Here is a 16,229-nt window from a genome sequence, read left to right on the forward strand (position 1 = left end):
AGTCGTTCACCCTGCCAATGCTTTCGGAATGGTCGCGTGCTCGGGCAGGATCACCCCGCAGCCGAGCGATGCCGCGAAGGCCGCGGCCTGGTAGCGGTAGCACCGGCGGATCTTCAACCGGGCCTGGGTCGACAGGTCGCGGGTGATGGCTTCGATCCGCGGCAGATCGCCGCGCATGGGTTCGGTGATGGTGACCAGCGCACCGAACCGGGTGACTCCGTGCCCGCGGGCCTGTTCCTCGCGGGCCTGCTGGGTCGCACCGACCCGCAGGGTCGCCGAGGCCGATACCACGCCACGTTCGCTCTGCTGCGCGACCAGGGCGTTCTTGAAATCATCGTCCACGATCTCGGCGGCGTCGGCGGCCGAATGCGGCCGGTACACGATGGCGACCCGCTTCCGCGGCACCTCCGGGTTCGGGGCGAGCAGGCGCTGCAGAACCCGTTCGTCCACCGCGCCCTCGGGTGCGGTATCCATCTCCCAGGTGACCGACCGGCCGCCGTCGTGGATCAGATGATCCCATTTCTCGTCGTGCGATACCGGGCCCGCATCCGCCCAGTCCAGGCCGTGCCCTTCGGGTTCTCCGGCGGCGACCTCGAGATCGGCCTGTGAGGCCGGATCGTAGCTGCGCCGGATGAAACCGATGACCTCCTCGGCCGACATCGGCTGGGCACGCACCCCGGCCTCGGCGAGCGCGGAGCAGATACCGGGCAGGCGGCGGCCGATCTCGACCGCTTCCTCGGCCGGGTTCTTCCGCCGTTCCGCGGTGGTCGCCTTGAAGGTGATCGCGACCCGCGGCAGCAACTGCACCCGTTCCTGCGGGAGTTCGGTGGCCAGTTCGTACATCACCTGCTGGGCGAGGTCGGGAGATTCCGGCCGGGTGATCGTGGAAACCTCGGTGAGCAACCGGTTCCCGGTCTCCGGCACAGTATCGATCACCGGGACGACGGCGACGATATCGCTGGTCTGCCCGACCGAGGCCAGGAACGTGCCCCAGGCCGAAACCCAGCGGTCGATCACCGGCTGGTCCACCGCCTCGTGACCCTGCGGCCATGCGCGCAGCACCACTGTGTACTGCGCGAACTGTGGTAGGTGGATCATCCCGAAGCTGTAACCGCCGGCGTCGATACCCTCGTAGAGTTTCGATGGTGCGAGCAAACCGGGCAGGCGGGTGAAACCGCCGGGTACCCGGGAGAAGCGGCCGCCGCGGTACACGTGCTCGCCGCGGCTGCGTGAACGCATCCAGTGGAACATCATCAATCCCGTCTCGTAGCCCGAGCGTCCCCCGTGCCGCATGACCAGGGGCGCCATGATCACCACACCGGTCCCGCCCACGATGGCGCCCCATTGGAAACCGCCGACCATGGCGACGACCAGTGCGGTGATGACCACCGCGAAGCCGAGCACGGTCTCTTCCCAGCGCAAGCCGAAAAGGCCGGCGCTGCGCGGTTTCTGCCACAGCCCGTAGGACCGGCGTTCGTAGGTTTCGGTGCTCGTCATCGCGGGATGGTGCTCCTACCGAGGTCGGGGGAACGGTTGGTCCAGCGGTCGCCCGCGACATCGCCCATGGCTTGATCGGCGCGGGACATCCCGGAGGTGGCGGACCGGGCGGCGCCGATTCCGCTGGCGACGCGGGACGAACCGGACGGTACACCGCCGCCGCGTGGCGGTTCACCCGACCGTTGCGGTTGCGGTGCCGGGGCACCGCCACCACCGCCTCCGCGAGGTGGGGGCGCCGGCCGCGGGGCGCCACCGCCGCGTCCACCTCCGGGCGGCGGGGGACCCGCTGCGCCGCCGACGTATCCGGCGCGCCCCGGGGCGGCCGCGCCCTTGGCACCCACCGCCTTGGTACCCATGGCACCCAGACCTGCCGCGGCGAGCAGAGTGCCACCGGTCGCGGTCAGACCCGAGCCGCCGCTGCCCACGATCGCCACCGCCGGCGTGACCAGGCGCATCAGTGCCGGCAGGACGAACGCGACACTGCACAGCAGCACGATGGCGACCAGCATGCGCTGGGCCTCCTCCGCTTCGGGCAGACCACCGGCGGGGGTCATCTCGTCGACGTGGCCCGCGGTGGTGAACGCGATCATGTACACGATCGCGGCCACGGGTTTCCACAGCATGAAGGCGATGATCCAGCCGACCAGTTTCTGATACGACTGTTTACCCGTATTCATCCCGGACGCCGCGGCCGCGAGCGGCAGTACACCGGCCGCGATCACCAGCAACCCCTGGCGCACGATGGCCAGGACGATCTGGGCGAGCGCACCGAGCAGGCCGACAATGGCGATGATCAGTACCAAGCCGGGTGAGAACGCCTGCAATTTGCTGGTTTTCACCATGAGTTCGGCCATGTTGCGGGCGTTGCCATCGGTGGAGTCCTGGATTATCCACTCGGCGAACCGGTCCGAGGCCACGGTACCGGCGACGATAACCGCACCGAGCATCCAGGAACTGAACACCACTCTGGTGAACATCCGGAACGATTCGGCGGCTTCGTTCATCGCGGCCCCGCGTCTGGCTTCGGCCAGACGTAGACCGGTGATGATGATCGAGGCGATCAACAGCAGTATCTGCACCTGATAGGTGTAGTCGTTGATCTTGGTGAACAACGTGCCCGAATCACTGGCCACCTCGTTGGGCACTTTCATCCAGAAGGTCAAAGCCAGGATGATGGCCTCACCGAGGCCGTTCATCAGCGAATCGACCACCTTGCCGAAAGTGGAATCCCACGCCTTGTCCTTGACCGCGGTCGCGGCCTCGCCGGGATGGGCCGCCGCGTTACCCGCCTTGCAGACCGCCGCCGCGGCATCGCCCAGGGATATCCCCGGAATACCGAGATCGTCGAGCGCGTCGTGTATCTCGTTGCAGGTCTGGTCCCAGCCGTAGGGCTGACTGTTGGCCACGGCCGGAGTCGTGACCATCACGGTGAAGATCACCGCGAAGATGGTGACGAATCGTCTGGCCAGCGATACTCGCCGGGAAACGGCCGGATCCGGGCGCCGATCGTCGGAGCCGCTGTCCTCGCGCACTACCTGAGCTTCCACTTTCCGTCCCAACAACGGAATCACCATCGAGTCCACCCCTCCAGCGATTCGACATACTCGGTCTGTGTGTCAGTCGAGGTGGTGGGCTTCAACCGCCAATCACCCGCATCCCACACCATGATCAGCCGCATGGTCACCCACACCGGTTTCCCGTCCAGCGCCGGAGCGCGCAGCGCCAGCCGCACTATCGCCATATCGTCGGCGTAGTCGTCGATCTTGAACGCATCGGAGGCCACCAGATACCGGGTGACCGATTCGGGCTGCTGCTCGGGCAGCGCATCCGCTTCCAGGGCCTTGTCGTAGGCCGCGATCTGCTGTGCCGAAACCCGCACCTGCCGCACGTACAGGTCGCGGTGGGCGGGCCGGGCGTTGAGCCGATAGGTGATCTGCGCGGCGGCCAGCGCGGCACCCTGCGGTGTATGCGAATACCCCACTGCCAGACCGTCTTCGATCCGCTGCGGGCCGTCGGAGGTGGAGAACGGCACCGAGGCGCCGTACACCCGCTGCCAGCCCCGCGGCGCGGTGGTACCCGCCGGGGCCGCCGTGAGCCAATCCGGATCCGACGGATTGCGCTGCGGCGACGGATCCTGCGGCAGTACCTGTCCCGCCGGGTTGTTCGGAATATCCACGCGGCGGTTGAAAACGTCTACTTCCGGATCGGCGAACCCCTCACCCACCGCCGGCGCAGGTGTCGGGCCGGCGACAGGCTCGTCGTCGCGTCCGGTCCACATGACGACGCCCACGACCACGATCAGCGCCAGCACCGCCGCGGACGCCACGACACCGAAGGAGACTCGGTCACGCTGATAGGTCTCCTTCCCGCTCACTTCGGTGCCTCCACTTTCACTGTGTCACTCGGTATTTCACCGACGGGTTCGATGGGTCGCGCGGTCGATTCCGGATCCGGCAGCCGTAACCGCCAATCGTGGGCGAACCACTCCACCGTCGTATGGTTCACGGCCTTCGAACTGTCCGAATACTCGCTGTACACATCCACCGCTGCCCGCTGATCGGTGTACTCGGTGATCCGGTACCCGAGCAGCCGGGGCGCGTACACCGGGTCCGCGGGCCCGCTGATGGACACCTGCACCCGGTTCACCGCCCACTCGTCCTTCGCCGGCCCCGGAACCACTTCGCGGGCAGCGATATTCGACCATTGACTGTCATCGGCCACCGACAGTCGCACGGCGTGCACCATCGCCGCAACCCCCGCACCGGTCGGCGAATGATCGAAACCCGTTGCCGCACCGTCGGTTTCCGCGGTGGGCCCTTGATCGGTACGCGGCAGTGGCACACCCTGGAAAGGCTGCCAGCGCACATTCGTCGGCGGCGCGGACAGATCCGGCGGTGCCGCCGCGTCACCTCCCCCGCAGCCGACGGCTCCGGTCAGTAGTACCACCGACAGCAATCCGGCAGCCCGTAACGCACCGAACCGCGGCGCGGACGGTGTCTCGGTCGAATTCATCCGCAGGTCGTTCCCCTCGCCTCGCCCCGGCTCATCCCGGCAGGAACGCCAGGGCGATACCGGAAGCGGTGCTGGCGACGGCCGCTCCCAGCAGACTCATGAGCACGCCGTGCGAGGCGTCGTTCATCGCCAGATCGCCCTTGAAGGTGAGCCATAATTTGCCCGCCGAGACGATCAACCACGCCAGACAACCCATGAGGACGAACCACAGCAGCCAGTTCAACAGCTGCATCAGCGGTTCCAGCACCTCGGCCGGCATCTGCTTGTACGCCAGTACACCGGCCGCCCCGACCAGATCCATCTCTACCTCACGTTCCGATGACAGCGTTCATGATGGTGCCCGCGCTGGTAGCCACCACGCCGCCGATCATCGCGCCCGCCACCATCTTCGGAGACTCCAGACCGCCACCGGTCCACTTCTCCCACGCGAACTTACCGCCCGCGTAGACGATGCCGCAGATACCGGACAGCAGCACGAACCAGGTGAGATAGCGGACCAGTTGCAGGATCTTGTCGGAACCGGGCGGCGCCTCCGGGGTCGGATTACCTATCTGCGCCAGTACGGCCGTGTCATAGACCTGGTGAACCGCCAGAAGTACGGTGCTCATCGGGTGCCTTTCTCGATAGCTGAGGTGCAACATTGGGTCCGCGCGAGCGCGGGGAGCACGGAACAGGAAATGTGCTCGACGGGCATCACGGCATCACTCCTCCACGAATCTCGATCGGCCCCGCGCGGGGGCGGCCTCCGATTCTTCCAGGGCGGCACGGGCGGCCGCGACGATCTCCGAGCCGAGTTCCCGGATATCCAGGGGAACTTCGTCGAGCGGATCGATCCGGCGGCGGCGCTGCGCGGCGACCGCCGCCCCGGGGGTCCACACCGGCAGCTTCTCCGGCTCCACCAGGGTCCATTCCTCGTACCACGGCACCTGCCAGACCTGTCCGGCGAGTGAGGCCACCACATCGCGATACCGGCGGATCTCCGGCGCCATCCGGCCCGGCCGGGCCGCCACCGTGATCAGCCCGAGAACCTCGCAGGGGCCGGCCAACTCGGCATGATGCTGGCGCAGCAGATCATGGGCATGGGTCAGCCCCGCGATGGTCTCCCGGGCGACCAGCACCACGAACGGCGATTCCCGTTCGAAAACACCCGGCCAGCGGCGCCCGGAATCCGCGGCGGGCGCCAGGATATGTGCGAGCGTGCTGGCACCGGCGCCGCCGTGCACACCCAGCAGCCAGACCAGCGGTGCGCGCCCGGCTCCCGGGACGGGCCGATCCCAGATCGCGGCGCGACGTGATTCCGGCGGGGGCACCACTCCGGCGGCGGCGGTACGGTCGGGTCGGCGAGGAAGATTCATAGCGGCCGTCATGATGCCACCCCCGCGAGTAACCGCTCGTAGGTCTGCCGGGTCTCGTCGGCCAGGGCGATATGCCGGACCAGCTCACCACGGGCGAGATGCGGATCGTAGGGCACCTCGACGATATCGCGGACCCAGCCGGACAGATGCTCACGCAGATGGTCGGCGACCCGCGAATCGACGCCCGGATGCTGATGCGATACCACGATCGTGGTGTCGCCGACGATTCCACCGCCCATCGGCTCCGACTGGTCGCCGTATTCGTCGTCCAGCCATTCGAGCGTCACCCGCAGCCGGTTCGCCGCGTCGACACGTGCCGGAATGGCCAGCACCAGGGCTATATCCGCATCGTCGAGCAGGGGACGCAATTGGCGGCCGGCGATCGGGCTACCACCGTCGAAGACCCCGGTATACCCGGCGTGGTCCACCGCCCGCGCCACGGTGAGATAGCTGGCCCGGCGGCGCAGCGGCGCCGCATCGCGCCACAGCAGGCCGATTCCCGAGGTAGCACGCGACATACAGTCCTTCAGCGGCGCCGGTTCGTCGTCCCCGCGACCGTACAACCACTGCTGCAGGCTGATCGGATGCAGATGCTCGTCGGCTCCGCGCAGGGCCAGATCACCGCCCGCCGGGGTGGCGTCCACGGCTACCGTGGCCGTTCCCGAAAGCCCCAGTTCGCCCGCGAGACCGAGCGCGGTGGTGGTTGTTCCGGCACCACCGCAGCCACCGACGACCAGGATCGGCCGGGCCGCGCCCGGGGTGCGGCCACCGTTACCGCGCAGCCGGACCACCGACGCCTTCCGGTTCGCGCCGGTCTCGTCCGCCGCCTCGGAGTCCGATGCGGTATCGAGCCAGCGGCTCCAATCCTCTCCCATCCTGCACTCTCCTCTATCCGGCCGTAATACCCGTGATGAGGGTGCGGCCGTCGATCGCCGCGGTGGTGACCGTCTGCCTGCTGTAGGTGGCCGGTTCACCACCGGGCCGGTATTCGGTGACCTCGACGGAGTACCGCCCGTCGGCCACGGTCACGATGCGTACGCAATGCCGGGTTCCGGGTTCGACGCTGTCGATTCCGGCCTGGATGACCTCCCCGGAGGACACCGGGGCGCCTGGCGCCACCACCGCACGAGCAGCGGTACCGGAACGCTCGACGTAGTAGGCATATTGGAAGCGCATAATCGCGGCGGGCCCGGAATCCGTTCCGCCCGGCCCCGCACCGCGCAACACCGGGCCGTCCTGTTCCTCCGGGCATTGCACGCTCGATTCTGTCCCCGCGCTGCCGGAGGTGAAACGCAATCCGGCGCCGTCGTCTGGTCCAGCGGCCTGTGGCGCGCCCGGAGCCAGCAGATACACCACGACCGCAGTCGCGATGGCGAGGACGATGACAGCGGCAACCAGCACGCCGAACGTCCGGCGCCGGCGGGCCGCGGCATCGCCGGACATATCGCGCAACCGGCCGGGATTGCGGCCGATACGGGCGGGTTCGGTGAGTTCGTCGTCGGGCCACGGCATACGCAGCAGGTCGCCGTCACGTTCGCCGACCGGCTCGTCCACCCAGTCGGACCAGCCGCCGGTGAATTCGGTGCGCCGTCCGGAGAGTTCGGCGGGCGCCGGGTCGGGCGCGGCGGAGGCGCTACCGGCCTCGGCGATGTAGTCGGGATACCTGGCGGGGCCGTCGGCGGCGGCGGCCGCGGTGACCTCCGGTTCGGACCGCTCGGCCGGGCGGTCCACGGCACCACTGTCCCCCTCGGGTTCGAGCGGGCCGTACCATCGGTCGAGTTTTTTGTAGGACTTCAACATTCCCCCATTCCCGTGGCGCCGGGCACGTGATATCGCATCATCGATCCCTCTCGGCGATCAGTTCACGGAGAACGAGTCGTTTTCGGTTGTCGGGGGTGTATCGGACCGGTCTGCCGACGGCCGATCCGGGGACGCGCCGCCGGCTCCTGTCCCGAATGGGAATTGTCCCGTACCGGAGGGAGCGGGCGCAGGCGACGCGCCGGGCCCGGTTCCTGAGAATCCGGCGGACGGCGGCGCCGCGGCCCCGGGAGCGCTACCGAGCGGGGCCGGTTCGTCGGCAACCGGTTCGCTGCCGCTGCCGTAGGCGTTCGCGAGATCCCGCGCAGCAGCGGCGAACCAGTCGGCGATGAACTTCGTGGGCGCTTCGCCGGTGGCCGAAATCGAGGCGTTGCCATAGGCCTGATGCCGCTGGATGGTGTCCCAGTAACGCACCCACGTCGTGGTGTCGAGCAGGGCATGGTTGTCCTGGATATTGTCGACGACGGCATTGAAAGCCTGGCTCACCAGCCGGATACCGGTGGTCGGCGGGATGAGTTGCGGAATCGCGCCCAGCAGCTTGGTTCCCAGCAGCAGCAGCGCCGCCGGTGGGTTCGCCAGTCCGGCCGTGGCCAGTTCGGCGATCGCCGCGGGGTTCAGAACCGTACGCACCACGGTGACCACCGCGTTCAGGCCGATCATGCCGACCTTCAGCAGCGCCCGCATCGCACCCGGAATATCCAGCGGGGTCCGCGGATCGGCGGCATCGGCCAGCCGTTCGGAGATCGACTTCTTCGGCGAGATGTTCAGATTCGCCAGCGAGGTGCCCGAAACATCCTCGTTGACCACCTTGGTCGCGGTTTTGATCGAGGTGAAGGCCAGCGCCTGGGCCACCGAGGTGAGCGAGGCGATGGGATCGCCGCCACTGAGCTTGGCCTGCCCGACGATACTGGCCACCGCCTTCAGGATCGGCGCACCCTCGGGTGCGTCGCAGGCGAGATCGCCCGCGGCGCAGAAGCTGGCCACCCGTCCGGTGAGGGTGCCGAAATCCTCGGCGGCGTCCCGGTTCGGGGCGATCCCGCCGCCGGTGGCGGGCGCCTGCGGGAGCGCGGCGATCCCGGCGATTTCCGCGCCTTCGGTGCCGGGCGCCGGATCCGGGTTCGCCTTACCCGGAGCGCCGGGAAACAGTGCGGCGCCGGGGGTTCTGGTGGGGTCGCCGATGAGGGCCACGGCCGCGATCTTGTCGTCGGGCAACGGGCCCTGTCCCTGCCCGATCTCCTGGGCGAATACCGAAGCGACATGGGCGCCCTGGGAATAGCCGACGATCGCGAACCGGGTATCGGGGCAGCGTTGCGCCACCGACACGGCCATGGTGCGCAACCGGATCAGCCCGCCGCTCACCGATTCCGAATACGGGGTGACGCTACCGCCGTCTATCCCACCGAAACTGGATTCGTAGGGCACGTAGGCGCGCTGGACCAGCTCTTCCTCGGGTGCGGCGGCCATGAGTGGCCGGAACACCGTGGACAGCATGCCGGTATCGGTGGTGGGCGCGGCGTCCGGCGACGATTCGCCTGTGCCCTGGATACCCAGGGCGTACATTGCCGGGCAGGTACTGACCGGCAATTCGTTGGACGAACCCGAGGGCCCCGAGAGGTCGGGTGGCTGAGCGTATGCGGGAGCGGTAAGGGTCCCTGCTGTCACGGTCGCCACAGCGACGGTGAGTGCGATCAGCATCCCCGAGAAACTTCTGCTTACAGCCATAGCGACCCGCAATCACTCTTACCGCAGTTACCGAGCGCGACGAAACGCAGTAAACGGTAACAGATTCCGGCTATGACCGCTGAGGCGGCGAAGAGTTTACGCGACCCGCCTGCACCACCCGGACGCGCCGCGGCGCGTTGCGGCCGGAACGTTACAAAATTCCGGCCGGCCCGCAGCGGCTGCCAAGGGCCCGAAACACTCAGGCGGCGGAGGTCACCCGGTAGACGTCGTAGACGCCCTCGACGTTGCGGACAACATTGAGCAAATGGCCCAGATGCTTCGGATCACCCATCTCGAAGGTGAACTTGCTGATCGCCACCCGGTCGCCGTGTGTGGTGACCGCCGCGGACAGGATGTTGACCTTCTCGTCGGCCAGCACCTTGGTGACATCGGAGAGCAACCGGGTCCGGTCCAGTGCCTCGATCTGGATGGCCACCAGGAAAACCGAATGCGGCGACGGCGCCCATTCCACGTCGATGATGCGTTCCGATTGCTCCTGCAGCGAATCGGCGTTGGTGCAATCCACCCGGTGCACGCTCACCGAACCCCCGCGGGTCACGAACCCCAGGATCTCGTCGCCGGGCACGGGAGTACAGCATTTCGCCAGCTTGGCCACGGTGCCCTCAGCCCCGGGGATCAGCACACCGGCATCGCCGCTGAGCCGCTGCCGGGGCGGGGTGGTGGACGGTGTGGAGCGTTCGGCGAGTTCGTTCTCCACATCGCCGATTCCGCCGAGCTGGGCCATGAGTCGCTGCACCACATGATGCGCGGAGACCTGATGCTCGCCGACCGCGGTGTAGAGCATGGAGATATCGCCGTAGTGCAGTTCGTGTGCCACGGCGGTCATCGCGTCGACGTTCATCAGCCGCTGCAGCGGCAGGCCGACCCGTTTGACCTCTTTGTTGATCTGCTCCTTGCCGTTCTCCAGCGCCTCTTCCCGGCGCTCCTTGGCGAACCACTGGCGAATCTTGGCCTTGGCGCGCGGCGAGACCACGAACTGCTGCCAATCGCGGCTGGGCCCGGCGTTGGGGGCCTTGGAGGTGAAGACCTCCACGACCTCGCCGTTCTCCAGTTGCCGTTCCAGCGCGACCAGCCGGCCGTTCACCCGGGCGCCGATGCACTTGTGCCCGACCTCGGTGTGCACCGCGTAGGCGAAATCCACCGGTGTGGACTTCTGCGGCAGCGTGATCACATCGCCCTTCGGTGTGAAGACGAAGATCTCCGGGGCCTTGAGGTCAAACCGCAGCGATTCCAGGAATTCGGCCGGGTCCGCGGCCTCGCGCTGCCAGTCGAGCAGCTGCCGCATCCAGGCCATATCGTCGACTTCGGCCGCGTCACCGGAGTGGCGGCCCTTGGTCTCCTTGTAGCGCCAGTGCGCGGCGATCCCGAATTCGGCGGTGCGGTGCATATCGTGCGTGCGGATCTGCACCTCGAGCGGTTTACCGTCGGGACCCACCACGGTGGTGTGCAGCGACTGGTACACCCCGTATCGGGGCTGGGCGATGTAGTCCTTGAAACGACCCGCCATCGGCTGCCACAGCGAATGCACCACACCCACGGCGGCATAGCAGTCGCGGACTTCGTCGCACAGGATTCGGATACCCACCAGATCGTGGATATCGTCGAAATCCTTCCCCTTGACGATCATCTTCTGATAGATCGACCAGTAGTGCTTGGGCCGGCCCTCGACCGTCGCGGGTATCCGGGACGCGGCGAGGGTATTCACGATTTCCGCGCGCACCTTCGCCAGATAGGTGTCACGTGACGGAGCCCGGTCGGCAACCAGCCGGACGATCTCGTCGTACTTCTTGGGATGCAGGATCGCGAACGCGAGATCCTCCAGTTCCCATTTGACGGTCGCCATCCCCAGCCGGTGCGCCAGCGGCGCGATCACCTCGAGGGTTTCGCGGGCCTTCTTGGCCTGTTTTTCCGGCGGCAGGAACCGCATGGTCCGCATATTGTGCAGCCGGTCGGCCACCTTGATCACCAGCACCCGCGGGTCGCGGGCCATGGCGATGATCATCTTGCGGATGGTCTCGGCTTCGGCGGCCGCGCCCAGGTTGACCTTGTCGAGCTTGGTGACACCGTCGACCAGGTGGGCGACCTCGGAGCCGAATTCCGCGGTGAGCTGCTCCAGCGTGTACCCGGTGTCCTCGACGGTGTCGTGCAGCAGGGCCGCCACCAGGGTGGTGGTATCCATCCCCAGCTCGGCGAGGATATTCGCGACGGCCAGCGGATGGGTGATGTACGGATCGCCGGACTTGCGGAACTGGGTGGCATGGCGTTCGTCGGCGACATCGAAGGCGCGCTGCAACTGGGTGAGATTCGCCTTCGGATACAGCTCCCGGTGCACCGTGGCCAGGGGTTCGAGCACCGGTTTCACCGCGGGAATACCGCGCTGACCGGTCATCCGCCGGGCCAGCCGGGCCCGCACCCGCCGGGAGGCCGAACTGGGGACGGCGCCGGACTGCCGGGCGGGCTCGACTTCGGCACCGGAACGCGCACCGGCAGGCGAAGCGGCGGCCCCGGCACCGTTGGACTGCGATCCCGATGTCTGCTCGACATTCGCCTCGCCCAGATGCTGAGTCATGCCACCACCTCTCCGTGCCGCGGCGTAGCACCGCAACGCTTCAGACCACCAACTTTAGACCCCGCAGCAGTACGGGAGACCCCAGAGCAACACCATCGACACCTATCGATACGCGGACCCACCCGATACAACACCGTATTCGACCTCGTCCTTCCCACTACGTGTGGGTCCGGGTTCCTCACCCGAGCCCGTCCGGGGTCAGTTCGACCCATCTGGTGATACCGATATCGGCCAGGAACCGCCGATCGTGACTCACCACGAGCAGCGCGCCCTGGAAGGCGGCCAGGGCCTGGGTGAGATGCCGCAGACTCACCAGGTCCAGGTTATTGGTCGGCTCGTCGAGAATCAGCAGTTTGGGCGCGGGATCGGCGAGCAGCAGCATCGCCAGCGCGGCCCGCAACCGCTCGCCACCGGAAAGCGCGGCGGCGGGCACGTCGGCGGCCGCGCCGCGGAACAGGAAGCGGGCGAGCTGGGCGCGGATCCGCTCCGGTTCGGCGTGCGGGGCGCCGGCGGCGACATTGTCGAAGACGCTGCGGCGTTCGTCGAACAGATCGAGCCGCTGCGGCAGCATCCGCCACGGCACCCGCGGCGGTTCGGCGGTGAGCCGCCGCAGCAGCGTGGTTTTCCCGGCCCCGTTGCGGCCGGTGATCGCCACTCGCTCCGGGCCGTCGACCGCCAGTGAGACCACCGGGCCGTTGGCCAGTCGCACCGCCTCCAGCGCGACCACGTGCTGACCCGGATACAACCGCGTATCGGGTAGTTCGACCCGGATCTCGCGATCGTCGCGTAAGGATTCCTCGGCCTGCTCGAGCCGGTCCTTCGCCTCCTGAACCTTCTCGATATGGTTGTTGCGCAGTTTGCCCGCCGATACCTCGGCCTGCCGTTTACGCTGCCCCATCACGATCTTCGGTTCGCGCTTGTTCTCGTACATCTTCTGCCCGTACCGCTGCCGCCGGTCGAGCTTGATCCGGGCCTCCACCAGCTCCCGCGATTGTTTGCGCATATCGCTGCGCGCGTCGCGGATCGCCGCCCGGGCGGCCTCCTGTTCCTGTTCGACAATCTGCTCGTAGTCGCTGTAGTTACCGCCGAACAACCGCAACCGGCCTCCGCGCAGTTCGGCGATGGCGCTCATACGCTCCAGCAGCTCCCGGTCGTGGCTGACCACCAGCACGGTGCCGGTGAACTGGTCGACGACGTCGTAGAGCCGGGCGCGGGCCGCCGAATCGAGGTTGTTGGTGGGTTCGTCGAGCAGCAGGACCTGCGGCTCCCGGAGCAGTTCGGCCACCAGGCCGAGCAGGACGGTTTCCCCGCCGGAGAGGGTTTCCAGCCGGCGGTCCAGCTGCGCGACCGAACCCGCCAGGTAATCCAGCCCGAGCCGGCCGAACAGCGCCACCGCGCGTTCCTCGATATCCCACCGGGTGCCGACCATATCGAAATCGGCCTCTTCGCCGGATCCGGATTCGATGCGGTGCAGCGCCTTTCGCGTTTCGGCGATACCGAGCACCGTATCGACCCGCTGCCCCACGGCCAGACCGAGATCCTGCCGCAGATAACCGAGCCCGCCGGATACGGTGATCGAACCACGCGCCGGGCGCAGTTCACCGGCCAGTAGACGTAAGAGAGTGGATTTCCCTGCCCCGTTGGACCCGACGAGACCGATATGGCCCGGCCCGAGCACAGCGTCGAGCCCGTCGAACACCGGAGTTCCATCCGGCCAGGAAAAACAGAGATCGGAAAGAGAAATATCGGCCACGGCTGCCCCTGAGGTATCGATACGGACGCGGCGCGCACTATGCAGGCCGCACGAGCGACTACCTCATGAGAGCAACGGCAACTCCGATCCCCGGGAACAAGACCTCGACGAGGTTACACCCCCGCCCGGGGCGACGCCAGCATTATTCGACACCGATCACAGGATTCCCGCAACGAGCACGCTCAGACGGTGACGATCGAGGTGACCGGGTAATCGCCCTGCCGGGCGCGTCCACCCAGGCCCTCGAGTTCCAGCACGACCGCCGCGGCCACGACCTGCGCACCGGCGCTGGTGAACAGATCCGCGGCCGCCGCCAAGGTGCCGCCGGTGGCCAGCACATCGTCGAGCAGCAGCACCCGGCGGCCGGCCAGCTCGACACCGGTGGCGGGGACCTCCAGCGCGGCCGTCCCGTACTCCAGCTGGTACTCCCGGGTGATCACCGGAGGCGGCAATTTGCCGCGTTTGCGGACGGCGAGCACCCCGGTACCCAGCGTGGTCGCGACCCCGGCGCCGAGCAGGAACCCGCGGGCATCCACCCCGGCGACCAGATCCGCGTCCGGAACCAGCGCTGCCAAGCAGTCGACAACGGACCGGAACCCGTCGGGGTCGGCGAAAACCGGGGTGAGGTCGGCGAAACGGACACCGGGCTCCGGGAAATCATCGGCCCAGCGGGTGAGGCTCCGGACGAGCTCGGCGGCCTGCCCGCGGCGTTCGCCGGTTACCTCGGCGGGTCCGGCCGCCGCATGCTCACTCATCGGGATACCTCTCTCATCGGACACACTCGGTATCAACGCTGCAGAACCCACTGGTCCATATTCCAGCCGGATCCGGCCCGGGTGGGGCCCGCGATACCGTTGTCCAGGCCACCGGAGAACGCGATCGTGCGCGGGGTCGCGAACAGCGGGACGCTGGGCAGCTGTGCCCACAGCAGGTTCTCGGCTTCGGTGAGCAGATTCAGCTGCGTGGTCGAGTTGTCCTCCGCGGCGAGCTGATCGGTGATCGAATCGAAGCGGCCGTTGCGGAACTGGCCGATATTGAGTCCGCTACCGCTGCGCAGGCCGCCGATCGCGGCGATACCGTCGAGCGAACCCGCCGGTCCCTGCGCTCCCCCGGGCCCGCCGAGTACCGCGTCCACCGCCCCCTCACGCAACCGCGCGGGCGTGAAGTCCGGGGTGCTCGCGTCTTCTACGGTGATACCGGCCGCTTTACACGCATCGGCGATCATCGACACCGTCTGCGCCCGGCGGGCATCGGGGGCGAGGTAGCCGATCCGGACAACCATCCCGTCCTTACCGGCGTCGGCCAGCGCCGCCTGGGCGCCTTCGACATCACCGGCCGCGAACGGTCCGGCCGCGCCGGTGGCCGCGGGGTAATACAGCGAATCCTGCTGCAGGGTCCGCGAATTCGACGGCCCCGAGCCCAGCCCCGCCTCCGGCGGCTCGGTGACCCGGCCGAGTTGGTCGAACAGCGCCTGCCGGGGCACGCAGAGGGCGAAAGCGCGCCGCGCGGCGGTCGATTCGAATACCCCGCCGGTGTTGAGGACGAGCTGTTCGATACCGCGGCTGGGCAACTGCTGAACGGAGTAGGCGTCCAGGTTCACCTCGGGCAGCGACCCCGCGCCGATATCCACCACGGCCGCCGATCCGTCCTCGATCCGGGCCGCGAGATCAGCCGGTTTGGGATACACGACGATCCGGCCGGTGGCCGGCGCGTCCCCCCACCAGCGCTCGTTGGCGACCAGGACGAGGCCGTCCTCGAGGCCGTACGATTCGATCCGGTACGGTCCGGAGGCGGGGAACCGAGTGATGTCCAGGTCACCGGGTTCCAGATTCCAGCCGGTGTTCCAGAACTGCGCCAGCCGGTCCAGCGCGGGACGGTCGTCGTTCTGGACGGCGGCGACGATATCGGGAACATCCGCCGCCTCGGCCGCCACATGGGCGGGCATCAACTCGCCGGCACCGAACAGAGTGCGCCAGGGCAGGTAGTGCTTCCCGGGCCGGAACACCACGGTGCCGTCCTTGGACCCCGGCTGGCATTCCACCCGCTCGATATCCTCGTAACCGGCCGTGCTCGCCGATTCGAAACCCGGAAACCGGCCGCTGCGGGCTGCCCAGGTGAAGACGAGATCGTCGCAGGATGTGGGCACGCCATCGGAATAGACGCCCCGCGGATTGAGCCGGTACTGGATCGTCTGCGCCTCACCGGGCACTTCCTTGGCCGTCCCGGTATCGGTATCGGCGATCGGCTGACCGTCGGGCCCCGTGTAGAAGAACCCGGTCAGCACCCGGCCGAAGACGGCCTGAGCCGAGGCGGCACCCGCTGCTGTACCACCGTTGTAACTGGTGACCGCGGTATCGACGGCGTAACCGATCGAGGGCACCTGATCCTCACCGGAACATCCCACCGCCAACCCGGCGGCCGCGGTGGTCGCCGCGAGCAACGCGATGGTCCGGCGCAGATATGGCAGTCGCATCGATCCGTA

General features: G+C 67.8%; 14 protein-coding genes. All 14 read right to left on the reverse strand.

Features of this window, described 5'->3' with window-relative positions:
• Window positions 1-6: 6 nt before the first annotated feature.
• Window positions 7-1,497, reverse strand: coding sequence for an SCO6880 family protein (locus ACFWPH_RS02975; protein WP_378747770.1), 1,491 nt, complete (start codon window positions 1,495-1,497; stop codon window positions 7-9).
• Window positions 1,494-3,071, reverse strand: a complete 1,578-nt coding sequence (locus ACFWPH_RS02980; RefSeq protein ID WP_378747771.1) for a hypothetical protein — start codon at window positions 3,069-3,071, stop codon at window positions 1,494-1,496. Before ACFWPH_RS02980 ends, ACFWPH_RS02975 begins: the two co-directional genes overlap by 4 nt.
• Window positions 3,065-3,871, reverse strand: coding sequence for a hypothetical protein (locus ACFWPH_RS02985; RefSeq protein WP_378747772.1), 807 nt, complete (start codon window positions 3,869-3,871; stop codon window positions 3,065-3,067). Before ACFWPH_RS02985 ends, ACFWPH_RS02980 begins: the two co-directional genes overlap by 7 nt.
• The gene (locus tag ACFWPH_RS02990; protein ID WP_378747773.1) at window positions 3,868-4,509 is read right to left on the reverse strand and encodes a hypothetical protein; all 642 of its coding nucleotides are present in this window, start codon (window positions 4,507-4,509) and stop codon (window positions 3,868-3,870) included. The genes ACFWPH_RS02985 and ACFWPH_RS02990 overlap by 4 nt, the downstream gene beginning before the upstream one ends.
• A 31-nt stretch (window positions 4,510-4,540) precedes the next feature.
• On the reverse strand, window positions 4,541-4,810 hold the full coding sequence (locus ACFWPH_RS02995; protein ID WP_033241575.1) for a hypothetical protein: 270 nt from the start codon (window positions 4,808-4,810) through the stop codon (window positions 4,541-4,543).
• 7 nt (window positions 4,811-4,817) lie between these two features.
• On the reverse strand, window positions 4,818-5,117 hold the full coding sequence (locus ACFWPH_RS03000; protein WP_033241574.1) for a hypothetical protein: 300 nt from the start codon (window positions 5,115-5,117) through the stop codon (window positions 4,818-4,820).
• A gap of 93 nt (window positions 5,118-5,210) precedes the next feature.
• Entirely contained in the window at window positions 5,211-5,864 is a 654-nt protein-coding gene (locus ACFWPH_RS03005; protein WP_378747774.1) for a hypothetical protein, read from the reverse strand.
• 8 nt (window positions 5,865-5,872) lie between these two features.
• Window positions 5,873-6,739, reverse strand: coding sequence for a MinD/ParA family protein (locus ACFWPH_RS03010; protein WP_378747775.1), 867 nt, complete (start codon window positions 6,737-6,739; stop codon window positions 5,873-5,875).
• Window positions 6,740-6,752: 13 nt separating this feature from the next.
• Window positions 6,753-7,664, reverse strand: coding sequence for a hypothetical protein (locus ACFWPH_RS03015; protein WP_378747776.1), 912 nt, complete (start codon window positions 7,662-7,664; stop codon window positions 6,753-6,755).
• A gap of 57 nt (window positions 7,665-7,721) precedes the next feature.
• Entirely contained in the window at window positions 7,722-9,404 is a 1,683-nt protein-coding gene (locus tag ACFWPH_RS03020) for a cutinase family protein (RefSeq protein WP_378747777.1), read from the reverse strand.
• A 199-nt stretch (window positions 9,405-9,603) separates the two neighbouring features.
• Window positions 9,604-11,994, reverse strand: a complete 2,391-nt coding sequence (locus ACFWPH_RS03025) for a RelA/SpoT family protein (RefSeq protein ID WP_378747778.1) — start codon at window positions 11,992-11,994, stop codon at window positions 9,604-9,606.
• A gap of 178 nt (window positions 11,995-12,172) precedes the next feature.
• Window positions 12,173-13,747 (reverse strand): ABC-F family ATP-binding cassette domain-containing protein, encoded by a 1,575-nt coding sequence (locus tag ACFWPH_RS03030; protein ID WP_378747779.1) that lies wholly within the window; start codon window positions 13,745-13,747, stop codon window positions 12,173-12,175.
• Between the two features lie 182 nt (window positions 13,748-13,929).
• On the reverse strand, window positions 13,930-14,502 hold the full coding sequence (locus ACFWPH_RS03035) for an adenine phosphoribosyltransferase (protein ID WP_378747780.1): 573 nt from the start codon (window positions 14,500-14,502) through the stop codon (window positions 13,930-13,932).
• Window positions 14,503-14,534: 32 nt separating this feature from the next.
• Window positions 14,535-16,220 carry an ABC transporter substrate-binding protein gene (locus ACFWPH_RS03040; protein WP_378747781.1) on the reverse strand — a complete coding sequence of 562 codons (1,686 nt, stop codon included), beginning with the start codon at window positions 16,218-16,220 and terminating at the stop codon, window positions 14,535-14,537.
• Between the last annotated feature and the right edge of the window lie 9 nt (window positions 16,221-16,229).

This window comes from Nocardia sp. NPDC058499 (assembly GCF_042719915.1).
Classification (GTDB): Bacteria; Actinomycetota; Actinomycetes; order Mycobacteriales; family Mycobacteriaceae; genus Nocardia.

Bases quoted from the DNA above. Each gene is read 5' to 3' on its own strand.
- ACFWPH_RS02975 (WP_378747770.1), bottom strand. From the start codon at position 1,497: ATGACGAGCACCGAAACCTACGAACGCCGGTCCTACGGGCTGTGGCAG.
- ACFWPH_RS02980 (WP_378747771.1), bottom strand. From the start codon at position 3,071: ATGGTGATTCCGTTGTTGGGACGGAAAGTGGAAGCTCAGGTAGTGCGC.
- ACFWPH_RS02990 (WP_378747773.1), bottom strand. From the start codon at position 4,509: ATGAATTCGACCGAGACACCGTCCGCGCCGCGGTTCGGTGCGTTACGG.
- ACFWPH_RS02995 (WP_033241575.1), bottom strand. From the start codon at position 4,810: ATGGATCTGGTCGGGGCGGCCGGTGTACTGGCGTACAAGCAGATGCCG.
- ACFWPH_RS03000 (WP_033241574.1), bottom strand. From the start codon at position 5,117: ATGAGCACCGTACTTCTGGCGGTTCACCAGGTCTATGACACGGCCGTA.
- ACFWPH_RS03005 (WP_378747774.1), bottom strand. From the start codon at position 5,864: ATGAATCTTCCTCGCCGACCCGACCGTACCGCCGCCGCCGGAGTGGTG.
- ACFWPH_RS03010 (WP_378747775.1), bottom strand. From the start codon at position 6,739: ATGGGAGAGGATTGGAGCCGCTGGCTCGATACCGCATCGGACTCCGAG.
- ACFWPH_RS03015 (WP_378747776.1), bottom strand. From the start codon at position 7,664: ATGTTGAAGTCCTACAAAAAACTCGACCGATGGTACGGCCCGCTCGAA.
- ACFWPH_RS03020 (WP_378747777.1), bottom strand. From the start codon at position 9,404: ATGGCTGTAAGCAGAAGTTTCTCGGGGATGCTGATCGCACTCACCGTC.
- ACFWPH_RS03025 (WP_378747778.1), bottom strand. From the start codon at position 11,994: ATGACTCAGCATCTGGGCGAGGCGAATGTCGAGCAGACATCGGGATCG.
- ACFWPH_RS03035 (WP_378747780.1), bottom strand. From the start codon at position 14,502: ATGAGTGAGCATGCGGCGGCCGGACCCGCCGAGGTAACCGGCGAACGC.
- ACFWPH_RS03040 (WP_378747781.1), bottom strand. From the start codon at position 16,220: ATGCGACTGCCATATCTGCGCCGGACCATCGCGTTGCTCGCGGCGACC.